26 protein-coding genes are annotated in these 20,479 nt (G+C 38.2%); 11 read left to right on the forward strand and 15 right to left on the reverse strand.

The annotated features are described in order from the left end of the window. Position 1: 1 nt before the first annotated feature. The 5 genes from FAY30_RS04625 to FAY30_RS04645 form a co-directional block, all read right to left on the reverse strand. The gene (locus FAY30_RS04625; RefSeq protein WP_149868781.1) at positions 2-937 is read right to left on the reverse strand and encodes a branched-chain amino acid ABC transporter permease; all 936 of its coding nucleotides are present in this window, start codon (positions 935-937) and stop codon (positions 2-4) included. A 10-nt stretch (positions 938-947) separates the two neighbouring features. Further along, entirely contained in the window at positions 948-1,826 is an 879-nt protein-coding gene (locus FAY30_RS04630) for a branched-chain amino acid ABC transporter permease (protein WP_149868782.1), read from the reverse strand. A gap of 100 nt (positions 1,827-1,926) precedes the next feature. Continuing rightward, on the reverse strand, positions 1,927-3,111 hold the full coding sequence (locus tag FAY30_RS04635) for an ABC transporter substrate-binding protein (RefSeq protein WP_149868783.1): 1,185 nt from the start codon (positions 3,109-3,111) through the stop codon (positions 1,927-1,929). A 373-nt stretch (positions 3,112-3,484) separates the two neighbouring features. Continuing rightward, a complete protein-coding gene (locus FAY30_RS04640) occupies positions 3,485-3,889 on the reverse strand; it encodes a DoxX family protein (RefSeq protein WP_149868784.1) in 405 nt (134 codons plus the stop codon). Between the two features lie 122 nt (positions 3,890-4,011). After that, positions 4,012-4,791: a dioxygenase family protein gene (locus FAY30_RS04645; protein ID WP_149868785.1), complete on the reverse strand. Its 780-nt coding sequence runs from the start codon at positions 4,789-4,791 to the stop codon at positions 4,012-4,014. Between the two features lie 153 nt (positions 4,792-4,944). On the opposite strand from FAY30_RS04645, the gene FAY30_RS04650 reads away from it, so the two are divergent. After that, a complete protein-coding gene (locus tag FAY30_RS04650) occupies positions 4,945-5,481 on the forward strand; it encodes a helix-turn-helix domain-containing protein (RefSeq protein WP_149868786.1) in 537 nt (178 codons plus the stop codon). A 107-nt stretch (positions 5,482-5,588) separates the two neighbouring features. Here FAY30_RS04650 and FAY30_RS04655 read toward each other — a convergent pair whose 3' ends face one another. The 3 genes from FAY30_RS04655 to FAY30_RS04665 form a co-directional block, all read right to left on the reverse strand. After that, positions 5,589-6,947, reverse strand: a complete 1,359-nt coding sequence (locus FAY30_RS04655) for an FAD-dependent oxidoreductase (protein WP_149868787.1) — start codon at positions 6,945-6,947, stop codon at positions 5,589-5,591. Positions 6,948-7,204: 257 nt separating this feature from the next. After that, on the reverse strand, positions 7,205-7,339 hold the full coding sequence (locus FAY30_RS04660) for a YjcZ family sporulation protein (protein WP_149868788.1): 135 nt from the start codon (positions 7,337-7,339) through the stop codon (positions 7,205-7,207). 39 nt (positions 7,340-7,378) lie between these two features. Then, positions 7,379-7,510, reverse strand: a complete 132-nt coding sequence (locus FAY30_RS04665) for a YjcZ family sporulation protein (RefSeq protein WP_411675474.1) — start codon at positions 7,508-7,510, stop codon at positions 7,379-7,381. A 160-nt stretch (positions 7,511-7,670) separates the two neighbouring features. Here FAY30_RS04665 and FAY30_RS04670 point away from each other — a divergent pair, with 160 nt between their 5' ends. Next, complete coding sequence (locus FAY30_RS04670) at positions 7,671-8,234, forward strand: CBO0543 family protein (RefSeq protein ID WP_223820895.1); 564 nt, start codon at positions 7,671-7,673, stop codon at positions 8,232-8,234. Positions 8,235-8,348: 114 nt separating this feature from the next. Here FAY30_RS04670 and FAY30_RS04675 read toward each other — a convergent pair whose 3' ends face one another. After that, positions 8,349-8,864 carry a type 1 glutamine amidotransferase domain-containing protein gene (locus FAY30_RS04675; protein ID WP_149868789.1) on the reverse strand — a complete coding sequence of 172 codons (516 nt, stop codon included), beginning with the start codon at positions 8,862-8,864 and terminating at the stop codon, positions 8,349-8,351. Between the two features lie 341 nt (positions 8,865-9,205). Between FAY30_RS04675 and FAY30_RS04680 the strand changes: the two genes are divergently transcribed. Together FAY30_RS04680 and FAY30_RS04685 are read left to right on the forward strand one after the other, a co-directional pair. Further along, a complete protein-coding gene (locus tag FAY30_RS04680) occupies positions 9,206-9,637 on the forward strand; it encodes a MarR family winged helix-turn-helix transcriptional regulator (RefSeq protein WP_317845688.1) in 432 nt (143 codons plus the stop codon). 172 nt (positions 9,638-9,809) lie between these two features. Continuing rightward, complete coding sequence (locus FAY30_RS04685) at positions 9,810-10,418, forward strand: flavin reductase family protein (protein WP_149868790.1); 609 nt, start codon at positions 9,810-9,812, stop codon at positions 10,416-10,418. Positions 10,419-10,586: 168 nt separating this feature from the next. Here the strand turns inward: FAY30_RS04685 and FAY30_RS04690 are convergent, their stop codons facing one another. Further along, a complete protein-coding gene (locus FAY30_RS04690) occupies positions 10,587-11,876 on the reverse strand; it encodes an NCS2 family permease (protein ID WP_149868791.1) in 1,290 nt (429 codons plus the stop codon). Positions 11,877-12,155: 279 nt separating this feature from the next. On the opposite strand from FAY30_RS04690, the gene FAY30_RS04695 reads away from it, so the two are divergent. The 5 genes from FAY30_RS04695 to FAY30_RS04715 all read left to right on the forward strand — a co-directional run bounded on the left by FAY30_RS04695 (position 12,156) and on the right by FAY30_RS04715 (position 15,721). Next, on the forward strand, positions 12,156-12,773 hold the full coding sequence (locus tag FAY30_RS04695) for an NUDIX hydrolase (RefSeq protein ID WP_149868792.1): 618 nt from the start codon (positions 12,156-12,158) through the stop codon (positions 12,771-12,773). Between the two features lie 43 nt (positions 12,774-12,816). After that, positions 12,817-13,278: a GNAT family N-acetyltransferase gene (locus tag FAY30_RS04700; RefSeq protein ID WP_149868793.1), complete on the forward strand. Its 462-nt coding sequence runs from the start codon at positions 12,817-12,819 to the stop codon at positions 13,276-13,278. Positions 13,279-13,392: 114 nt separating this feature from the next. Beyond that, positions 13,393-13,968, forward strand: coding sequence for a general stress protein (locus FAY30_RS04705; RefSeq protein ID WP_149868794.1), 576 nt, complete (start codon positions 13,393-13,395; stop codon positions 13,966-13,968). Positions 13,969-14,280: 312 nt separating this feature from the next. Continuing rightward, complete coding sequence (locus tag FAY30_RS04710; RefSeq protein ID WP_149868795.1) at positions 14,281-15,354, forward strand: LLM class flavin-dependent oxidoreductase; 1,074 nt, start codon at positions 14,281-14,283, stop codon at positions 15,352-15,354. A 73-nt stretch (positions 15,355-15,427) separates the two neighbouring features. Then, a complete protein-coding gene (locus FAY30_RS04715) occupies positions 15,428-15,721 on the forward strand; it encodes an RNA polymerase alpha subunit C-terminal domain-containing protein (protein WP_149868796.1) in 294 nt (97 codons plus the stop codon). Between the two features lie 139 nt (positions 15,722-15,860). Here the strand turns inward: FAY30_RS04715 and FAY30_RS04720 are convergent, their stop codons facing one another. From FAY30_RS04720 to FAY30_RS04735, 4 genes are all read right to left on the reverse strand, one after another. Beyond that, complete coding sequence (locus FAY30_RS04720) at positions 15,861-16,325, reverse strand: NUDIX domain-containing protein (RefSeq protein ID WP_149868797.1); 465 nt, start codon at positions 16,323-16,325, stop codon at positions 15,861-15,863. Positions 16,326-16,428: 103 nt separating this feature from the next. After that, positions 16,429-16,629 (reverse strand): hypothetical protein, encoded by a 201-nt coding sequence (locus FAY30_RS04725; RefSeq protein ID WP_149868798.1) that lies wholly within the window; start codon positions 16,627-16,629, stop codon positions 16,429-16,431. A gap of 135 nt (positions 16,630-16,764) precedes the next feature. Then, positions 16,765-17,106, reverse strand: a complete 342-nt coding sequence (locus FAY30_RS04730; RefSeq protein WP_190284819.1) for an avidin-fold protein — start codon at positions 17,104-17,106, stop codon at positions 16,765-16,767. 283 nt (positions 17,107-17,389) lie between these two features. After that, positions 17,390-18,268 (reverse strand): LysR family transcriptional regulator, encoded by an 879-nt coding sequence (locus FAY30_RS04735; RefSeq protein WP_149868799.1) that lies wholly within the window; start codon positions 18,266-18,268, stop codon positions 17,390-17,392. A gap of 294 nt (positions 18,269-18,562) precedes the next feature. Here FAY30_RS04735 and FAY30_RS04740 point away from each other — a divergent pair, with 294 nt between their 5' ends. Both FAY30_RS04740 and FAY30_RS04745 read left to right on the forward strand, forming a co-directional pair. After that, complete coding sequence (locus tag FAY30_RS04740) at positions 18,563-19,024, forward strand: nucleoside deaminase (protein ID WP_149868800.1); 462 nt, start codon at positions 18,563-18,565, stop codon at positions 19,022-19,024. A gap of 106 nt (positions 19,025-19,130) precedes the next feature. Further along, entirely contained in the window at positions 19,131-19,841 is a 711-nt protein-coding gene (locus FAY30_RS04745; protein WP_149868801.1) for an ankyrin repeat domain-containing protein, read from the forward strand. A 14-nt stretch (positions 19,842-19,855) separates the two neighbouring features. Here FAY30_RS04745 and FAY30_RS04750 read toward each other — a convergent pair whose 3' ends face one another. Continuing rightward, entirely contained in the window at positions 19,856-20,428 is a 573-nt protein-coding gene (locus tag FAY30_RS04750) for an HAD hydrolase-like protein (RefSeq protein WP_149868802.1), read from the reverse strand. Between the last annotated feature and the right edge of the window lie 51 nt (positions 20,429-20,479).

A 20,479-nucleotide genomic window follows, 5' to 3' on the forward strand; every position in this document is an offset into this window, starting at 1 on the left:
TCTAATTGCCTCCTTTTGCAGGTTTCCACTTGAATAAATCAGTGATTTCACGTGTACCCATCAAGCCTTGAGGACGGTAAAGCATAACGATTACTAATACTAAGCTATAGATAATCATCCGTGTTTCCGGATATTGCGCTAAAAATGCTGAAATAACGGTTAATAGGATAGCCGAAATCACCGACCCGGTCATGCTGCCAAGGCCCCCTAGGACTACGAAGATGAGGATATCAAATGATTTTAAGAAACCGAAATTGCCTGGCTGTAAGATATAGAAATTATGTGAATATAATCCGCCGGCAATTCCGGCAAAAAATGATCCGATCGCAAAAGCAAGAACTTTATAGTAGGTCGTATTAATTCCCATAGCATCGGCCGCAATCTCATTTTCCCGAATCGAAATACAGGCACGGCCATGTCTGGAATTGGTAAAGTTAGAGATGACTAGAATCGTAATAAATAGGCAGATAAACGAGATGGTCCAGGTGGTAAGATGGGAGACTTGCATTCCTGAGGCCCCGCCCACATAGTCAATATTTAATAACACAATTCGAATAATTTCAGCAAAACCAAGGGTGGCAATAGCCAAATAGTCTCCTCTTAGTCTTAAGGTAGGAATCCCCACAATAAGACCTGCAAGAGCGGCAACCACTCCGCCAATCACGATGGCAAGAATAAACGGCAGTTCAAATTTCATTGTGGCAATGGCGGAAATATAAGCGCCGACTGCCAAGAAACCAGCATGGCCGATGGAGAACTGGCCGGTAATGCCAATAACTAAGTGGAGGCTGACCGCTAAAATAATATTTATTGAGATGGTAATGATCAAGTTACTATAATATTGATTTAATAATCCCGAGCCGATGAAAAATTGGACAACTCCAAACACAATCGCCGCTAGAATCACAAATCCCCAAAATGGTTTTGATTTCTTCATTATTTTTCACCTATACTTTCTCTCTTGTATTTTTACCAAAGATGCCAGATGGTCTAAAGATCAGTATGAGAATCAAAATGATAAAGGCGGCTGCATCTCTCCATAATGAAAACCCTGCGGCACTGACAATTGATTCGATAGAACCGAGGATTATTCCGCCAACCATCGCTCCCGGAATGCTGCCGATACCGCCCAAAACAGCTGCAACGAACGCTTTTAACCCAGGGATTACACCCATTAATGGTTCAATTTTTGTATAATAGACTCCGAACACGACCCCGGCCGCTCCCGCTAATGCCGAACCAATGGCAAACGTGAAGGAAATCGTTTTGTCGACGTTTATTCCCATTAAGCGGGCAGCATCCATGTCAAGAGATACAGCTCGCATCGCTTTGCCCATTTTCGTGCGGTGAACAATAAATTGCAAAATCATCATTAAGATAATAGATGTTAATAAAATGAATAAAGACTGGCTGTTAATTTGGGCACCAAATAAATTGATTGCTTTGTTTGGTAAAACGTCAGCAGGATACGCTTCCGGCTGTGCTCCCCGAATATAAATCATTAAATATTCAATCAACAGAGACATTCCAATCGCTGTAATCAAAGCAGCAATTCTCGTAGCATTTCGAAGCCGTTTATAGGCAATCCGTTCAATTAAAACTCCAAATGCAGCACAGAAAGCCATTGAAATGATGAGTGCTGGCAAGAAGCTTAATCCCCATCCCGTAATCGCATAGAACCCAATAAAGGCACCTACCATAAATACATCCCCGTGTGCAAAGTTGATCAATTTAATGATTCCATACACCATTGTGTATCCTAATGCGATTAAGGCATAGATGCTGCCGAGTGATATTCCATTTATTAACTGTTGTAACCAATCCATGCGTACTCGCTCCTTCTTTCTGTCCAGCTCCAGTGCCCTAGCGCTTTTCCTTTATAATAGTAAAATGGAAGGATAATCCTTCCATTTTACTGGTCCTTACTTAAGGATTAATTTTTGTGTTAAACACTTGCTTACCGTCTTCGTACTCTAAAATGGTTGCAGTTTTGATTGGGTGATGATTTTTATCAAGCGATAATACCCCAGTTACAAGTGATAAATCTTTAGTTTTTGCTAATTCTTTTTGAATTTCAACGGAATCTGTGCTGCCAGCACGCTTAATGGCATCGGCTAAGAAATAAACTGTGTCATAACCAAGGGCATTAAAAGCGTTAGGCGCATCGCCGTTGTTCTTATCTTTGAATGCTGTCACAAATTCTTGAACCTTTTTATCTGGATCCTCAGTAGAATAGTGGTTGATTAGGTACGTGTTATTTAATGCATCTGCACCGGCTAAATCAACTAATTTAGGTGAATCCCAGCCGTCAGCACCCATTAATGGAACTGTGATCCCAAGTTCGCGAGCTTGTTTAACAATTAAACCAACTTCTTCATAATAGCCAGGGATAAAGATAAATGATGGATTCTTCGCTTTAAGGCGAGTTAATGTAGAACGGAAGTCAGTATCCTTTGCTACATATGAATCTTCTCCAACGATTTTACCGCCTGCTTTTTTAAATGTTTCCTTGAAAGCATCTGATAATCCTTTTGCATAGTCACTAGAGCTGTCGGAAAAAATAGCTGCATCTTTCACTTTTAAATTATTAAAAGCAAAGTTGGCTGCAACTGTTCCTTGAAATGGATCAATGAAAGATGTACGGAAAACGAATTCTCTTACTTTTCCTTTTTCATCTACAGTAACAGTTGGACTTGTTCCACCTGGAGCCATAAGAACGGTCTTGGTATCATTTGCAATCTGTGCTTGTGCAACGGTATTTCCGCTTGTTGCTGCTCCGATTACGGCATTTACTTTGTCCTGGCTTGTAAGCTTAATGATTCCGTTTGTTGCTTCAGCTGCTTCTGATTTATTGTCCACTTTAATGACTTTGATTTGTTTGCCTTCAACACCGCCAGCTTTGTTAATTTCAGCTACGGCCATTTCAACACCTTTGGCCATTGATTCACCGTAGGATGCAACGTTGCCGGAAAGCTCCATGTTTACTCCAAGTTTGAAGTCCTTGGAATTATCGCCGCCGCCACCGCTCGCTTGATTTCCTCCTGAACAGCCGGCAAGGATCCCGGCAGCTAAAGCTGATGCCATAAACACCTTACTAAATTTCTTTTTCATGTTTAGTTCCCCCTCTGATAGTTTTTTAATTTTTCTGACACTATTATCCGAAATGGAGTATCGGGAAATGATAGTTAGAAATGAGTTAACAATTAGTATATTAAAACAATTTATTGCTTTCGTCTAGTATATTATTTTAATATTTCAGAAACTTACAAGTCTTTTGTAAATGATAGGGCTTTCATGTCGAAAAAGATAATAAAAAAGAGAAAAATCTTTATTTTATTGCCTGAAATACAAGAAATTAACAAAAGAGGACTTAGGATAAGTAGATTAAGAATAATAATATTTGCTAGTTTAATTATTCTAATAATTATGGAAAAACTAAAGGGTCAGTCCGGGGGGACTGACCCTCTAGTTCTAAAACAAGCGATTATGATTCCTTTTTCACTAAAAATTTATCAACAGAAAATTGTTTGCTTCCATTAATAGCTAAAAATAATGCCATCGCTAGGAATGCAAGATCTAATTCATATCCTGCCATTTCTCCATTTCCTAAGAAACCGACAGCTAGTTTTACCTTGATTATTGCTCCAATCATTAAAATAACAAACAACGCGGATACAATACGAGTCCCAAATCCAATAATTAAGGCGATGCCTCCAATTACTTCAATACCTCCAACGACATAAGCCATAAACCCAGGGATCCCAATACTGCTAAACCAGCCGGCAATATTTTCAATTCCACCTTGAAACTTAACTAATCCATGAATAAAAAAGATGACACCTAAAATAACCCGTAATACAACTACTCCAACTTCCTTTTTTACTATCATTATGATTCGCTCCATCATTGTGTATATTTGATTAAATCTCAAATTTTGTTATTTTTAATTCGAGGTATATGGTGAAAAAATTTCTACTAACTATGACAAAATTCATGGGATGCCACAGGTACTCACCCGAATTGCCACACGCTATGACTTAGGTTGCCGTATCGATAACTGCGGTGCAGTAATGTTGCTTTTTGCTGATCGTCTGCTGCACCAAGGGCATAAAAAATCGGTATAAAGTGCTCTGATCCATATGGAGGTACGGCATATTCGGCATTTGGTGCCAGTGTATCGTAGTTAAAAAGGGATGGTAAATCCCATTTATCCAAATGATGGGCTAACCAATCATCAAATTCAAGTGCCCATTGATCAGCCTGTCCATTGTCAATCCATTTAACGGCCCTAAGATTATGCACCGTTCCGCCACTAGCAATAATTAAAATGTCTTTCTCTCTTAATCCCGACAAAGCCTTCCCAATTTTATATTGATCCTTAGGTGTAAGCCTAGAATTGACGGACATAGAGATGATAGGAATATCCGCATTTGGATAAAGTAAGCGGAGGACAACCCATGCTCCATGATCCAATCCCCGTTGTGAATCCATTTCAAATGGCACTCCACTCTCAGTAAACAACTCCTCTATTTCTTTGGAAAGGAGTTGATCACCATGAGCAGGGTATTGAATTTTGTAAAGAGCTTCATCAAACCCCCCAAAATCATAAATCGTGCTATATTGGTCAACAGTGCTAACCTTTTGTACGTTAGATTCCCAATGAGCGGAAAACAAAACTACTGCTTTTGGCCGAGGCAGGCTTTGGCCCAATTCTGTTAAAAATTTTGTATACTCATTATTCTCGATGGCAAGTAATGGGGCACCATGTGCGATAAATAATGATGGCATCATCTATAATTCCTCCCTTATTTTCATAATCATTCTCTGTATTCTTATATGAATCTTTGTTTCTTATACAGTACCAGAAACAAAACTAGCATGTCAAACATTTTTTTGCTAATATGAAATTAAGTTTATAGATAAGAAACTTTGGAGGTAATCCGCATGGATATCGGTTCTAAAATACGTGCAATAAGAAATAGAAAAAAAATCACGATTGCTCAAATGTGCGAGGGTACTGGTCTTTCAAAGGGGTTTATAAGCAATGTTGAAAACAACAACACATCCCCATCAATCAGCACATTACAAACCATAGCCAATTTCTTAAAAGTTCCGTTACCTTATTTGCTATTGGAAAAAAATGAGCAAATGACAGTCATTAGAAAAAACGAAAGAAAAGTCACAACTGCTAATGACTCAGATATTAAAGTCGAGCATTTAGGAACGAGAGGCGGGTTAAGCATTAGAGTTGTTGAATTTCCCCCGGGAATGTCTACAGGAATAAAAAATGCACATGAAGGGGAAGAATGTCATTTGGTCCTAAAGGGGAAAATTCTTGCGGAACAGGGAGAAGACTCCTTTGTCTTAGAAGAAGGGGATACCTTCAGCTGGTGTGCAAGTGTACCACACTTTGTTAAGAATGTCGGCGATGAAGCTGCAGTAGTATTGATTGCAGTTTATAGTGAAGATGAAGAGTCATAATTGGATTATGTACTGAAAGTCCGTTAGTAAATTTATAACGAGGAAAATCGTGCCTGAACCCATTGCAATGACGTATTGTTTGCGTGGGTTCAGGTACGATTTTTTTCTCATTTCCTTGGTTGAAAAAGGACATTTATTAATGCTGCTGGTGAAAACAGTGTGAATGGGTGCGCTTTTAATTGAAGTACATTGATCAGTTTTCCATATATAGCTTCGTTTGTTTCACATGCTAAAATTACCTTTTTTACATACCACATCAGAAAAGGAAGGCCAAATGGCTTTTTCCCAATGGTATGGGAGAAACGAAAGTCTTCCGTTAGGGCGATTAACCATGGAACATCTATAATTTTGCTGAAACGGCGATGTGTAACGAGGGAGATTTGAGTAAGCCCGTTAATATGTACCGCTTTTTGTAGTTCATTTTTTAATGCAACGGCCTCTAGGGCAGAGATACTCATACCTTGGCCAAAGACTGGATCCATTCTACAAAAAGCATCTCCCATGACAATAAGGCGATTGGGAAAATGAGACAATTTTTCAAAATGAAAACGCCGTAATGCTGGAAATCGATAAATGGTAATATCCGTTTCAGGCTGTCCATCTTTGATAGCATTATATACCTCCGGCTTTTCCAAGCATTTTGCATACGCTAAAAATTCATTTCCGCTATTTGGAGGTGATTCAACACCATATCCAAGTAAAGTGACCATCCAGCGCTGATTTTCAATAGGGAAAATTCCGCCGCCCCGGTTTTGTAAAGGGGGATTGGGATAGACCAATAAGCTGCCCCAGTCTTTTTTTTTCGAGGAAAGGGAACGATAAATTCTGCTGGCATAGAAGAGGTCGACCTTTACTTCTGTTTTCGCAGGAGTCTGGTAACCTAATTGCTTCAGCCAGGTAGAAGTTTGCGAACCTGCACCTGCGGCGTCAATCACTAAGTCAGCCAATATTTCCTCGTTCATTTCCCCTCCTTTTTGAATCACTATCCCTTTGACTTCTACTTGATTATCATCCACTAGGAGTTTTTTTGCTTTGGATTCATACATAAAGCTGATATTTGGTATTTGTTTTAGCCTGAGCAGGATACGCCATTCTAAGAATGGACGGCTTTGCTGAATAATGGACATCCCTGCATGATATTTAACTTTCCATCTCCCGTGGTGATTCCAGGCTAGCTCGCTTGCAAAGTCTGATTTGACTGACCCGGCTTTGATTAGTTCTTCCACAATTCCTGGAAAAAGGTCATTAAGAATTTCTTCTCCGCTTTTTAAAAGAGCGTGACCGTGTGAACCTTGCGGAACCCCGGTTCTTGTTAATATATGATCATTCATTTGGTCTTTTTCGATGATCAGCACTTCTGCAAAGAAGTCGGATAGTACTCGAGCTGCCAGCATACCAGCGATACTGCCGCCAATTACGACTGCCCTTTTTCCTAATAAATCATTTTCTGGCAATTCATTTTCCATTGACTATTTGCCCCCCATTTACATTATTTCTAATGGTTTAATGGTAAGCATTATATCAAAATTTCTCTTGGTTTAACTTACAAATTCCCAAAATCTTTGGCTGCCACCATAAGCAGATGTTTGTGTAATGCATAATCTAAAGGGAAGTCGCCAAAACAGCACATTAGTTTGATACCATAAAGCATATAACTTATAAGAAAAAAGCCCTTGCGAAAGGGCTTTTTTCCATCATCATCTAAGGAGTGGAGAGCTTTTAATTAATAAAAGCAAGCTGCCCCAACGATGATTAATAAGATGAACAATACAACGATTAAAGCAAAGCCACCGCCGTAGCCGAAACCACCGCCGTAGCCATAGCCGCCGCAACCACCAAACCCACCGTATCCAAACATAGTTCATTCCCCTTTCAATCAAGTGTGTAATTTTACTTTTTAATAAAACCCGCCGTAACCTCCGCCCATAAACGACGCTCCAATAATAATCAAAAGGATAAACAATACAACGATTAAAGCAAAACCTCCGCCGTACCCTGCACCATCCATAACCATAAACCCCCCTTCCATCTACTCAATATAAAATATGTATAAAACCAAAAATGCGTAAGGGCGCATTCAATATGTTTATTTCATCTGCAGAAATTGTTTAGAAAATAGTTACCAAAGACTTTTATTTTGTTAAAAAGAAATTCGCGGGATATGTTCTTGGAGAAGGGGATTAAAATACATGACTAATTTTTACTTTGTATGGAAAAATAGTGAAAGGCAGGTGATGGGGTTGATTGCAATTGTTCTCTCCGTGTCTTGGATAATAGCAGCCATAAAATTTGGAGATCGTGATTGGAAAAAATATTATCCTTCCATGTTATTTGCGGCACTTGGGAATGCTATATATGAAGTTCTTTGTTATAAATATCAATTGTGGCAAATGGAGCCCAACGGATTAGGATACTCAATCATTCCAATGTTATTATTAATTCTAGTTGGTATGCCCTTATCAACATGGGTCTTTTTATCAAAATATCCTTATCATTCGGGCATTTATAATAAGGTTATTTATGTATTAATTTTCGTATTGTTATTCATTGTTTTGGAGTTTGTATCTGTAAAATTAGGAGCCATTACTTATCACCACGGATGGAATCTTGGGTGGTCATTAGTATTTGTGATAATCATGTTTTTGGTTATTAGATTGCATTATTCTTGGCCTTTATTAGCGTTAATCATTTCATTACCGTTTACACTAATTTTATGCATCATTTTCGAAGTGACGTTGGACAAAATGAAGTGAGAATAAAATTCTTAGACAACCAATGGTGGTATGATTAACAAATCATACCACCATTGGTTGTTTCTATGCAGAAACAGCTTTCGAAAGGCAGAAGAAATCCCTTCTGCCTTTCATCTATCCTAATATTCGTAATGATTCTTGCACAAAGGCCGGAATGTCATCTGGCTGTCTGCTGGTGACAAGCTGATTCTGGCACACGACTACTTCTTTGTCGTGTAAATTAGCATCGGCATTCTTTAAATCAACGTGAATAGATTTATAGCCAGTTACATCACGCCCTTGAAGTGTTTCAGCTGTGATCAGCAGCTGAGGGCCGTGGCAAATGGCTAACACTGGTTTGTTAGCATCCATAAATGCTTTTGCAAAGCGGACAAAACGCTCGTCCGAACGAAGAATATCCGGTGAAAATCCGCCTGGAATGAAAAGTGCATCAAAGTTTTCGGGAGAGACATCATCAATGCCTTCATCAATAACGACCGCACTCTTTCCTTGCTTTCCCTTCACGGTTTTTCCCTTTTCCCTTTCGATTGCGGTTACCTCATGGCCCTTTTCTCTAAAGGATTGCACTGGCTCTGTATATTCAGAATCCTCAAAGTAATCCGTTACTAAAACAGCTATCTTTTTGTTCATAGGTATCCACTCCCTTATTCAAGCTACAGAATAAAGTACCCTTCTTTACAGGGGGTGAAACGCGTATGAAGCTGTAAACCGTCTGTTTTATACTTTCACGTTTTTATAAATTTATATTTCACATGGGTTATTAGGGTAATATTGTTAATAGGGAGGGGTTTGGAGTTTGAAAATTTAATATAAAAAGAATTGGGGATTGATCCTGCGATTTATAAGAATGGCATAAGGACATTGGATATGGTGATGCTAAGAAGGAGTTAGGATAATGGCATTGACAAAAAAAGTAATAAGGATTATAATTATCTCGGATTAGAGATATTTAGATTCAGGGTTTATTGGAGGTGAATGAATTGGAGGAAAAATGCACTAATTTGCCTTTTCTGCTATTAATGCAGACATCTAAAGCAATCCAAGAACGAATAAGGGATGAAATGGCAAAAAATCATTTAAGTATTACGGATTTTTCCGTGTTAGAAGTGCTTTATCATAAAGGAAAACAAACCATTCAGCAGATAGGAAATAGCATATTAATTTCAAGTGGTTCAATGACCTATGTAATAGATAAGTTAGAACAAAAAGGCTTGTTAAATCGTAATGACTGCCTTGAAGATCGTCGGGTTATACATGTAACCTTAACTGACGCTGGCATCGACTTGATGAACAAAATCATGCCGGAATATCGTAAGTTAGTTGATGATCTGTTTGATTCGTTACAATCTGACGAGGCAGAAACATTGGTTTATCTTTTGAAAAAAGTAAGAAATAAAGTATAAAATTTCTTTTTTTTATATTTATATCTCGAATTCGAGATAATCGAATCAGTTCTGGTCAATTCGGTTAAATAACTGGATTTATCACGAAAATGAGTGTTTAATAATGAGTAAGCAAACAACACAGCCGTTTGAGTAAGAGAAATAGACTGATTTTACGAAAGGACTGATTTTATTGCTTTCGATTGATCCAGCCTCATTGTCTGAAAAAGAGAATTATAAATTTTTAATAGGAAGCATCATACCTAGGCCCATTGCCTTCGTCACAACAATGTCAACAGACGGTATTTTGAATGGTGCACCATTTAGTTATTTTAATATCGTATCTTCCAATCCACCAATGATTTCATTATCTATTCAACGTGCACAAGGGAGACAAAAGGATACGGCAAGAAACATCATAGAGACAAAAGAGTTTGTTGTCCATATTGTTGACGATCATAATGTTGAAAAAGTGAATAAAACAGCTGCTAGCCTGCCCCCTGAACAAAGTGAAATTGAGTTAGCGAAATTAACTCCAGTAAATAGTGTAAAGGTTTCTGTACCAGGGGTAAAAGAAGCTAAAATTCGAATGGAGTGTAGATTAGAACATTCTTTAGAACTGGGAGGTTCAGATTCTTCAGGATGTGATCTAATTATAGGAAAAATTGTTCAATTTCATATTGATGAGTCCATTTATGAAAAGGGCAGAATAGATCCAATGGGCTTAGCTGCTGTAAGCCGTTTAGCTGGAAACTATTATGCGAAAATTGGCGAGATTTTTGAAATCGAACGACCAAAATAGTCATTATAACTTTTATAAGTGAATTACTGTCATATATTTGAGACTGTCGACTTTGCCGGCAGTTTTTTTTGTGCATTTTCGTTTAAGAAACCTGCCGATAATGTCCTTCATTCCGGCTGAAAACCTAGATGCCTGACCCCAAGTTGGGGTCAGGCATCTATTTACAGCTTATCCTATCGAGTGAAGCATGAAATTTGTTAAGAATAAGATAGATATAATAAAAATTGGTAAGGAAAGCTCTTTTTGTTTGTTTGTAAAAAGTTTTACCAGCGGGTACGCGATAAAACCGAATGCAATTCCGTCGACAATGCTGTAGGTTAACGGAATCATAATAATGACGAGAAAGGCAGGAAACGCTTCGGAAAAATCGGTAAAATCAATATTTACAACATTGGTCAACATCAAGCCTCCGATAATAATGAGGATTGGTGCGATGGCTGTATCAGGTACTAGTTTAATAAAGGGCATGAAGAATAGGGAAAATAAAAATAACAAACCTGTAATAACAGAGGTTAAACCTGTTCTTCCGCCTGCAGTAATACCTGCTGCTGTTTCAACCGTCGATACCGCAGGACTTGTGCCGAAAAGTCCGCAAACAATAGTAGAAATCGAGACTGCTTTTAACGATTTTCCGTTTTTCTCAGGTGCTTGAAGCATTCCGTTTACCTGGGAATGAAGCAGGCCAATATTTTCAAACACAAGCACTAAAAAAAGTGAAAAGGCTGCGGTCCATAATGGAAAGGCATCTATTTTTCCAAGATCTGCACTCAAGAAAACATTCTTGTAATCCGTGAAGGATACAAATCCGGTATCCATCGCCGAAAAATGGACAATACCAAAGAAATAGGATACAACCGTACCTAAAATCACACTGATTAAAAAATTCCCTGGAACTTTCTTTAAGAATAAAAAGAGGGTAATAATCAGATTAATAATCGAAGCTAGGACAATCGGCGTTGATAAATTACCAAGAGCGACAAAATTAGTTGGATTTCCGACGATAATGCCGCTCTTTTGCAGGCCAATAAAGGCGATAAATAAGCCGATCCCTACTGATATCGATTCCTTCAAAGAATGTGGAATGGCTGTTGAAATAATTGTGGATAATTTAGTAAAGGCCACAATTACGAAAAGTATACCAGCCACAACAACTGCTCCCAACGCCTCCATGTAATTCAGGCCCATTGAACCGACAATTGTGTAGGTAAATAAAGCATTAATTCCCATTCCGGGTACGATGATCAGCGGTGCGTTTGCAATAAAGGCAACTAATAAACAACCAATTAACGATGAAAGTACAGTTGCAATAATTCCAGCTTCAAGCGGTATTCCGGCATCTTCTAGGATTTTTGCATTGACGGCAATAATATAGACAATGGAAAAAAACGATGTTACCCCCGCTAGAACCTCCTTTTTCAAATTTGTATGGTGCTGCTTAAGTTTGAATACTCCCTTCATATATTTATCACACTCTCGTGTTTCCCTCTCCCACCCGCATTAAGTATATATATTTATATTTAACTACTTATGCCGGAGTATATTATAGCACAGAAAATGGATGTTACAAGACATGTTAAGCATTGTGTAAATTTTGTTTGAAATAGATGTTTTAATGAAAAGGACCAAAAGAACGCTGATTCTTTTAGACTTTTGAATTGTTTACTTGAAGAAGAACTGGTTGAGATCTTGTAAGTGGTAAGGGAATATTTGGTATAATTGAATGGGTGGTGAGGATATATGGAGCCTAAATGGCTAGAATGGGCTAAACAACTGCAATCCATTTCTCAGGCGGGATTAACGTATTCTAAAGATGTATATGATTTGGAGAGATTTGAACAAATCAGAAAGTTAAGCGTTGAAATCTTGTCGCACTATACAGAAATGGATCAAACGGTGATAAGGGATTTGTTTGCAACTGAAACTGGTTATGCCACACCCAAAGTGGATATCAGGGCGGTTGTATTTAGGGATTACAAAATTTTAATGGTCAGAGAAAATACGGATGATCATTGGTCGCTTCCAGGCGGTTGGGGTGACATTGGCTTAACGCCAAGTGAAGTTGCCGTTAAAGAAGTCAAGGAAGAGTCAGGATTTGATGTGAAAGCCATAAAATTGTTAGGGGTACTTGATAAAAAGTGCCATCCACATCCACCTTCTTCTTATCATGTTTATAAGATGTTTATCCAATGTGAAATAACTGGCGGGCAAGCAAAAAAAGGGATCGAAACGAATGCTGTTGAGTTTTTTGCTGCAAATGAATTACCATCATTATCAATAGCCAGAAATACGGAATCACAAATTAAATTGGTCTTTAAGCATTTATATAATCCACAAGAACCTGTCTTTTTTGATTGATCTTTAATCAAGTAGTAAGTTTTAAGGAGAGGGAGGCATTGGTGTGAACCAAGATAAGATCATTATTACGCAGTATTATCCGAAGTATGCTGAACAAACAGTAAGGATGTGGAGAGATAGTAAGGAACAGGCTATCGGTCGGAAAGAAATTCATAGTTTTGAAAATCACGTTTATTTTTTGAAACATATATTAGCTGAACAATATCAAATAGATTTAGCGATAATTGATGGAAAAGTAGTTGGAATGGCTGCCTATAATGACAGGGAAATTAGTCAACTTTATATTCATATAGACTATCAGGGAATAGGTATAGGACAATTATTACTAGAAAAAGTAAAGGCCCAATCAAGTGGAAGACTAACATTATACACGTTTGAAATAAATAAGAAAGCACAACGATTTTATGAAAAGCATGGATTTGAAATCATTGGCAGAGGGCACGAAAATGAAGAAAATTTACCTGATATTCAATATGAATGGGTTGAAGAGGATTTCAAACTTTGAAGTCCTATTATTATTTGTCAGTCGTTTAGAATCGTGCAGCTGCGAACTATATGTTTCACTCCTGATCAAGGAGGGTAATTAATTATTAACTACTCGTCCAAAGGAGGAATTTCAATGTTTGAACATGAAAAGCACCTAGTGGGAGTTTACGATACGGAGAAAGAGGTCATCCATGCTGTTGAAGATCTAAAACGGCAGGGTTATACCGCCGAGGAAATTTCGGTAATTGGGAAAGATAAAGATAAGATCAACGAAATTAATGATGTTACTGGTACGAAGACGGAAGAAGGCCTTGCAGCTGGAGCAGCGACAGGCGGTGCGCTTGGCGGGATTGTCGGTTTGTTGGCAGGTGTAGGAGCTCTTGCGATTCCCGGCATCGGACCGATTGTTGCAGCCGGACCAATAGCCGCAACCCTAACCGGTGCTGCTGTTGGTGCAGGCGCAGGCGGATTGGCAGGGGCATTAATTGGAATGGGGCTGCCTGAAGAGGAGGCAGAGCGTTATGAAGGTTATGTTAATGAAGGTAAATTTATAGTTCTAGTAGAACGCCGCGAAAACCGGGTGGGAGAGCATCCTTTTAATAATGGTAGCAACCCAAGGTCTATAGATGAAACCTTAACACCAAATGATCCACTCGTTACAGAATACCCCATGAACACTCGCTTAAACAATAATGGAAACTTTAAATAATAGAATTTGACAAAGGTGTCAGTCCCCATATGGGGCTGGCACCTTTTGTCGACAAAACTTTATTATTTGAATTTCTTGTCTACTAGAAGAGATCTAATCCTCAAGTTGTAAATCATGGCTGAACTGGATTTTTCCTTTCTCATCCCTTATTTCCTATAAATTACCTATTCATACAGAGGGCTTTACAAAATTATTATCTCAGAATAAAATATTAGTAATTCAAAATAAATATTAATCAAAAAATTTATTCTGCCATTGCATATACTAATTGGTAACAAGGCAGTTAATTAGCAGATGTTGGGAGAGAGTCAGATGAAGGAAGGTTCAATAACCAAACAACCGGGTATGGAAATTGGAATTTATACATTAGCGGACTTAGGTCCAGATCCGCATACAGGAAAAACCATAAGTGCAAGACAGCGTATCGCGGAAATTATCGAAGCGGGAAAAATGGCAGACGAGGCTGGGTTGGACGTATTCGGAGTTGGTGAGCATCATCGTCTGGACTATGCAGTTTCAGCGCCGCCAGTAGTGTTGTCTGCCCTATCGCAAGTCACAAAGCAAATAAAACTGACAAGCGCTACGACTGTTTTAAATACGGTTGACCCTGTCCGTTTATTTGAAGATTTTGCGACACTAGATCTCTTATCTAATGGACGTGCGGAAATCATTGCCGGACGTGGGGCATTTATCGAATCGTTCCCGTTATTTGGATACGATATGAGTCAGTATGATGAATTGTTTGAAGAAAATATTGAACTTTTTCTGAAGCTAAGCACCAATGAAAAGGTTACATGGAGCGGGCATTTTCGTTCGGCATTAAGGGAAGCGCAAATTTCACCGCGGCCAGTGCAAAAAAATATTCCGTTATGGGTTGGGGTTGGAGGCACACCTGAAAGTGCCGCACGAGCGGGGAGATTAGGTACCGGCTTAGCCTTAGCGATACTCGGGGGCGATCCGCTCCGGTTTAAGCCGCTAGTGGACATTTATCGAGAGGCTGCAAGTCAAGCAGGGTTTCAGCCTGAAGATTTGAAAGTTGGAGTTACCGGACACGCTTTTATAGGAGGGACGACACAACAGGCGAAAGACGAATTCTTCCCTTATTATTCAAATTATTGGGGATATCTCAATAGCCAGCGTGGCGGGGTAGGTACTCGGATGTCCAGAGCTGAGTTTAGTCAGCTGTCTGCACCGGAAACGGCTCTATTTGTTGGAAGCTCCCAGCAAATCATTGAAAAAATACTCCATCAAAACGAGTTATTTGGACACCAGCGGTTTATTGCCCAAATGGACATAGGCGGTATGCCATTTAAAAAAGTGGCCGAGAACATTGAAAGATTAGCAATGGAGGTAGCCCCAGTTGTTCGCAGGGAAACAAGCAAGTGATCACTGAAAGCGAGCTGACGGAAAGTTCTGGGATCTAGTCAAAAGTCATTTCATAAGATAGGAGACTTTTATAATGGCAATCATAAAAGGGAATTTAAGAACTTGCAACAAAGGACACAAATATTATAAAAGCAGCGATTGTCCAACCTGTCCAACTTGTGAGCAAGAACGCAAACCTAATAACGGATTTCTTTCAGTGCTCTCGGCACCTGCAAGACGTGCGTTGGAAAACAATGGGATAACTACTTTACAGAAGCTATCAACCTATAGTGAAATAGAAATTTTGCAATTTCACGGTATGGGGCCAGCGTCTTTACCTAAACTTAGGTCTGCTCTGGAGGAAAATGGACTATCATTCCGGAAATGAAACCAAATAATAAAAGGATTTCAAAGTTTGAAGTCCTTTTATTGTTTGTCAATAGTTCAGAATCGTACGGCTGCTAGATAAATGTTTAAAAGCTGCGGAACTAAACCTGATAATGAAACGCAAGAACTGTCCCTATGCTTCAGTCTTTCATATTTTCAAGTTGCCCCTTTGATTCAAATAACTTGTTTTTAATAAAAGGTACGATTTGTTCAGGTAATTGGTTTAAATTAAAAAATCGAGCTTCTATTGCATGATCGTTTTTAGGAGTTAATTCTCCATCGTACTCGGTTGATAAGTAAGCGATCGCAACAGAATGATATTCATCACCACTTCCCTCGATTCGATTGATTAAATCCTTGCCTGAATAGACGCCAAATAATTTTAACGTTTTGATCTTTAGGCCTGTATCTACGAAAGCAATCCGTGTAATACACTCTTCAACTGACTCATTTAATTGTAAAATTCCGCCTGGAATAGTCCAAATACCACCTGCGTTTCGACTCAGTAATATTTCTCCATTATTATTAATGATTGCTACGCTTGGTCGAACAACTATTAGTGGAGAATTACCAATTTGTTCTCTTATCTCTTCACAATAACCCATAAATATCCCTCCTTTGTTATGATTCTTTATTAAAGTAAACTCACCTCTTACTTGGAGAAGGTAAGCACAAAGGAGTAACCTACTCCCTTTTAGTTGGCATTTGTCAGCCGCCTTCTATGCAAGTTGCATTTGAGCTTCCTACTACATTATTTAATTCAGCTAATAATACTTGAAGAATAGTGTCGTTTACTAATACTAGTAATGTTTTTTCTGTAATTGGAACGTGGTAGTTTTGAAACACCTGTACTGTATCTTCCCACACGTCGCTTATAGCTTTTGAAGTCATATTTGATTGAATCACCATGGAAAAACCTCTTTTTTCCTCTTATATTACCACTTTTTTCAACTCGTTAGAATTCCTGTAGATAGCTATTTTTCGCGTTTGAAAAAAATAGAGCCCCTCAGTAAGATGATTATACACACACAACTACTACCTCCTTTATTTAAGTTCTTCTATAATCGATTCTCCCTCACTTTGGTCAGTATCTGTCCATTTCCATCTCTCATGTAATCTAATTCTCCCATCTGGCAGAATGACTGGAGTTGAGGTACATTGACCGCCCCTAATTTCGTTTCTTACGTTAACATGGTTATACCTAAACGTTAAACAGCCATTTTCCTCTACAATTCCTATTAGTGTTCCTTTTAAAATATCTCCTCCACTATACGTTGCTGAAATGATGTTCCCATCTTGCTTGTAATCAAAAAATGTTTTGGAGGAACCCTCTCCGTTTGCTGTATTTTCAACTGAAACAAATTTCTTTCCATTGTAATTTATCAAGTTTAAGCCTCCGATATATTTTAAATATTCCAACATTTTATCACATCTGTAATTTTATTCAAACTTACCTGGTTAGTATCTAAAAATATATAATAAAAATGAAAAGGGCTGCTAACACTTCTCTCCGTAACGTCTACCGTCGGGGTGGCTAGAGGGAAGCTGGGTTTTTCTTAAACCACTTGAAGTGTGGATGCAGAGATCGCGAGGAAGCCTATTATACATTGAAAGGGCAACTGGAGCGGATTAAAACGAACCAGGAAAATATGTGTTTTCCTATATAAATTTAATTATTGTTCTCTGTTAATAGGTTAATAAAGTTTTGCGCAGTTTTTGATAGATAATGATTCTTCAGCCATATTAATCCCGTAGATGCAGATAGCTCTGTATCTGTAATTTTGGAAGCGTGGATATTGGAGTTTTTGTATTGTTTAATTACGGTTTCTGGAACAATAGCTGATCCAAAATCAGATGCGACTAAATCTAATAAAAGGGAGATATCCGAGCAATCGGCAACAATGTTTGGATGAAGTTGGGCCTTTGAAAATGCCTCCAAAATCATATAATGAACTCCCATTCCTTCTGTACTTGGTAAAATCAGCGGGTGGTTTTGAATGTCAGCAAGCATAACCTGATGATGAAAAGGTTGCTTCTTATTTGAAGTAATAAAGTAGAAAGGTTCTATATGAAGATGAAGAACTGAAAAAATATCTAACTCGAGCGGTAATCGTATAATCGCCAGTTCTACAATCCGGTCTCTCACTAATTGGCAAAGATAAGCTGACTCATTTTGATGAATTTTATAGGTAACCTTAGGATATTCTTTGTGGAATTGGTGAAGTAACTCAGGTAATCCTACCACCGAAAAAGTATTAATACCTATCGCTAGTCTTCCACTTACTCCGTTTCCGACTTCTTTTACTTCTATTCTCGCTTCTTCCATTAACTGAGTCATTTGTAGCGCATATTTATATAAGGCTTTTCCTGCTTCCGTTACTTCTAAAAATTTCCCATTTCTTTCTACCAATTTTGTTCCTAGCTCATCTTCCATTGTTTTCAGGTGCTGGCTTAACGGAGGCTGGGAAATATGCAGTCTTTCAGCAGCAGCGGTAATTTTTCTTTCTTCTACAATTGCAATAAAATATCGAAGTTGTCTAATGTCCATAGTAGAAAACACTCCTTTAATATATGAAAAACTTAAGTAAAATTGATTTTTTTTATATTTTTCATATAGTAAATCACATGATAACATAATTGTATAAAAGAAAAAAAGAGAAATTACATTCAATGTTCCCCTTAAAATAAGGATTCCGCTTATCCTAACAACACAGCAGATCAAAAGAGATAGGTGCAAGTCGATGAATCAAATTTACTTATACCTTTTCTTCCTATGGAATAGTGTAAATAGCTACAGAGATTTTCCTCTTCTAAAATTTTACTTTTCAAGGAGTGTTTTACAATGGATCACAAAGAATTTATGCAACTGGCAATCGAGTTAGCTTACGACAATACAAAAAACAAAAAAGGAAAACCCTTTGGCGCAGTGATTGTTAAAGATGGAGAGATTGTTGCAAAGGGAGTAAACGATGTTCTCGAAACACACGACCCCACTGCCCATGCTGAACTTTTAGCCATCCGGCACGCTTGTCGCACTCTTGGTACGACTGACCTTTCTGACTGCGAATTATATGCGAGCGGGGAGCCTTGCCCGATGTGTTTAAGCGCCATTTACTGGGCAAATCTTAAAAATGTTTATTATTGCTATACTGCACAAGAGGAAGAGGAAGTTGGGTTAGGAACGAAATACGTTTATCAGCAAGTAGCTCTTCCAAAGGAACAACGAGACATTCAATTAATCAAGCTTGATAAAAATCACTCAGAAAAGAATCCTTTTGCTCTTTGGAAAGAAATGAATGAATAAATTCCATTTTTTAAAGGAACACGTTTTGCAAGAGAAAAAGCTGCATTTATTCTAAAGGTAAAAAGAGCAGAGGGAACAAAAACTCTAAAATAGAGGCGGATATTTTATGTGGAAATGTGTGATGTCATTTATAGGATGTATTCTCTTGCTTCAAGGCTGTGTTTCTAGCATAAATGGAGAACCGAAAAAACAAGAAAAGGAGAGGGAAATCATGAACGAAGGATTAAATAAACAGCTGCTTCAAGCAGCAAAGCGTGGAGAGGCGGACACCATAAGCAAGCTCATTAATAATGGGGCGAATATCAATGTACAGGATTCAAAAGGGCGGACCGCCCTTATGAATGCAACCTATAATAATGATGTAGAAACCGCAAAAATACTCATCAAGGCAGGGGCAGATGTGAACATCCAGGATGATATGAAAAACAATCCCTTCCTGTATGCTGGCGCAGAAGGATATATAGATATTCTAGAGCTAACGATTAAAGCAGGTGCCGACCCGACGATTACAAACCGGTATGGAGGAACTGCCTTAATCCCTGCCTCAGAACATGGATATGTCGATGTAATCAAAGTACTTCTTACTCAAACGGATATTGATGTGAATCACGTCAATAATCTTGGCTGGACCGCTTTATTAGAAGCGATTATTTTGAATAATGGCGATAAAAAACAGCAGCAAACGGTGCAATTACTAATAGATCATGGTGCGAATGTGAACATTCCAGACAATGATCATGTGACTTCTTTACAACATGCACGTGAAAAAGGTTTTAAAGAGATTGAGAAAATTTTGCTAAAAGCAGGAGCAAAATAAATAGGTTTCCTTCTTTAAAGCTTATTAATCACCATCGTAATAAAATCATCATAGCTGTCGATGTGAAAATCTGCTTCAATGCTTGGATTTTGGAAAGCAACTGTTTTGATTTTCAATTGTCTTGCTGGAATTAAATCTAATTCTCGGTCACCCACAACTAAATCAATATGATGGTTTTTTAGGACAAATTCATAGGAAGAACGATGAGGTTTTCTTGTAAACCCTTGTTCTTCAACCGAAACAATTTCATTAAAGTAAGGGGCTAAAAGGAATTTTTCCAGGAGATAGATGGTGGATTCCTTGTCCCGATGAGTCACAATTATATTGTTATCGGCAGAGGCTAAAGCATCCTCTAGGTGTTCAAAGGGTCTGCTATACTGCTTCGAATACTGATTATGTAAATTTTGGTATTCTATTCTTTTCTCCTCACTAATACCATAGTGTTTAAAGGCGGTTTTGGAATCAATTTTTAGCCATTTCAACACGTCGCTTCGGTCAAGGTCTTTTTGACTCAAGTTTATGAACCCTTCAACAAGTGCCGGATAGGTGTCAAATAGGGTGCCATCGAAATCCCATAAAATGTTCATCACAATCTCTCCATTCAAAAAGTTACTTTATAGATGTTACCATATTAAGCA

This window comes from Bacillus sp. S3 (assembly GCF_005154805.1).
Classification (GTDB): Bacteria; Bacillota; Bacilli; order Bacillales; family Cytobacillaceae; genus Neobacillus.

Coding starts and splice junctions, on each gene's coding strand:
- FAY30_RS04675 (WP_149868789.1), bottom strand. CDS start 8,864: ATGAACAAAAAGATAGCTGTTTTAGTAACGGATTACTTTGAGGATTCT.
- FAY30_RS04715 (WP_149868796.1), top strand. CDS start 15,428: ATGGCAATCATAAAAGGGAATTTAAGAACTTGCAACAAAGGACACAAA.
- FAY30_RS04750 (WP_149868802.1), bottom strand. CDS start 20,428: ATGAACATTTTATGGGATTTCGATGGCACCCTATTTGACACCTATCCG.
- FAY30_RS04625 (WP_149868781.1), bottom strand. CDS start 937: ATGAAGAAATCAAAACCATTTTGGGGATTTGTGATTCTAGCGGCGATT.
- FAY30_RS04690 (WP_149868791.1), bottom strand. CDS start 11,876: ATGAAGGGAGTATTCAAACTTAAGCAGCACCATACAAATTTGAAAAAG.
- FAY30_RS04720 (WP_149868797.1), bottom strand. CDS start 16,325: ATGGGTTATTGTGAAGAGATAAGAGAACAAATTGGTAATTCTCCACTA.
- FAY30_RS04655 (WP_149868787.1), bottom strand. CDS start 6,947: ATGGAAAATGAATTGCCAGAAAATGATTTATTAGGAAAAAGGGCAGTC.
- FAY30_RS04670 (WP_223820895.1), top strand. CDS start 7,671: ATGACTAATTTTTACTTTGTATGGAAAAATAGTGAAAGGCAGGTGATG.
- FAY30_RS04640 (WP_149868784.1), bottom strand. CDS start 3,889: ATGATAGTAAAAAAGGAAGTTGGAGTAGTTGTATTACGGGTTATTTTA.
- FAY30_RS04740 (WP_149868800.1), top strand. CDS start 18,563: ATGGATCACAAAGAATTTATGCAACTGGCAATCGAGTTAGCTTACGAC.
- FAY30_RS04705 (WP_149868794.1), top strand. CDS start 13,393: ATGTTTGAACATGAAAAGCACCTAGTGGGAGTTTACGATACGGAGAAA.
- FAY30_RS04665 (WP_411675474.1), bottom strand. CDS start 7,510: ATGGAAGGGGGGTTTATGGTTATGGATGGTGCAGGGTACGGCGGAGGT.
- FAY30_RS04635 (WP_149868783.1), bottom strand. CDS start 3,111: ATGAAAAAGAAATTTAGTAAGGTGTTTATGGCATCAGCTTTAGCTGCC.
- FAY30_RS04695 (WP_149868792.1), top strand. CDS start 12,156: ATGGAGCCTAAATGGCTAGAATGGGCTAAACAACTGCAATCCATTTCT.
- FAY30_RS04650 (WP_149868786.1), top strand. CDS start 4,945: ATGGATATCGGTTCTAAAATACGTGCAATAAGAAATAGAAAAAAAATC.
- FAY30_RS04710 (WP_149868795.1), top strand. CDS start 14,281: ATGAAGGAAGGTTCAATAACCAAACAACCGGGTATGGAAATTGGAATT.
- FAY30_RS04725 (WP_149868798.1), bottom strand. CDS start 16,629: ATGGTGATTCAATCAAATATGACTTCAAAAGCTATAAGCGACGTGTGG.
- FAY30_RS04630 (WP_149868782.1), bottom strand. CDS start 1,826: ATGGATTGGTTACAACAGTTAATAAATGGAATATCACTCGGCAGCATC.
- FAY30_RS04745 (WP_149868801.1), top strand. CDS start 19,131: ATGTGGAAATGTGTGATGTCATTTATAGGATGTATTCTCTTGCTTCAA.
- FAY30_RS04645 (WP_149868785.1), bottom strand. CDS start 4,791: ATGATGCCATCATTATTTATCGCACATGGTGCCCCATTACTTGCCATC.
- FAY30_RS04660 (WP_149868788.1), bottom strand. CDS start 7,339: ATGTTTGGATACGGTGGGTTTGGTGGTTGCGGCGGCTATGGCTACGGC.
- FAY30_RS04735 (WP_149868799.1), bottom strand. CDS start 18,268: ATGGACATTAGACAACTTCGATATTTTATTGCAATTGTAGAAGAAAGA.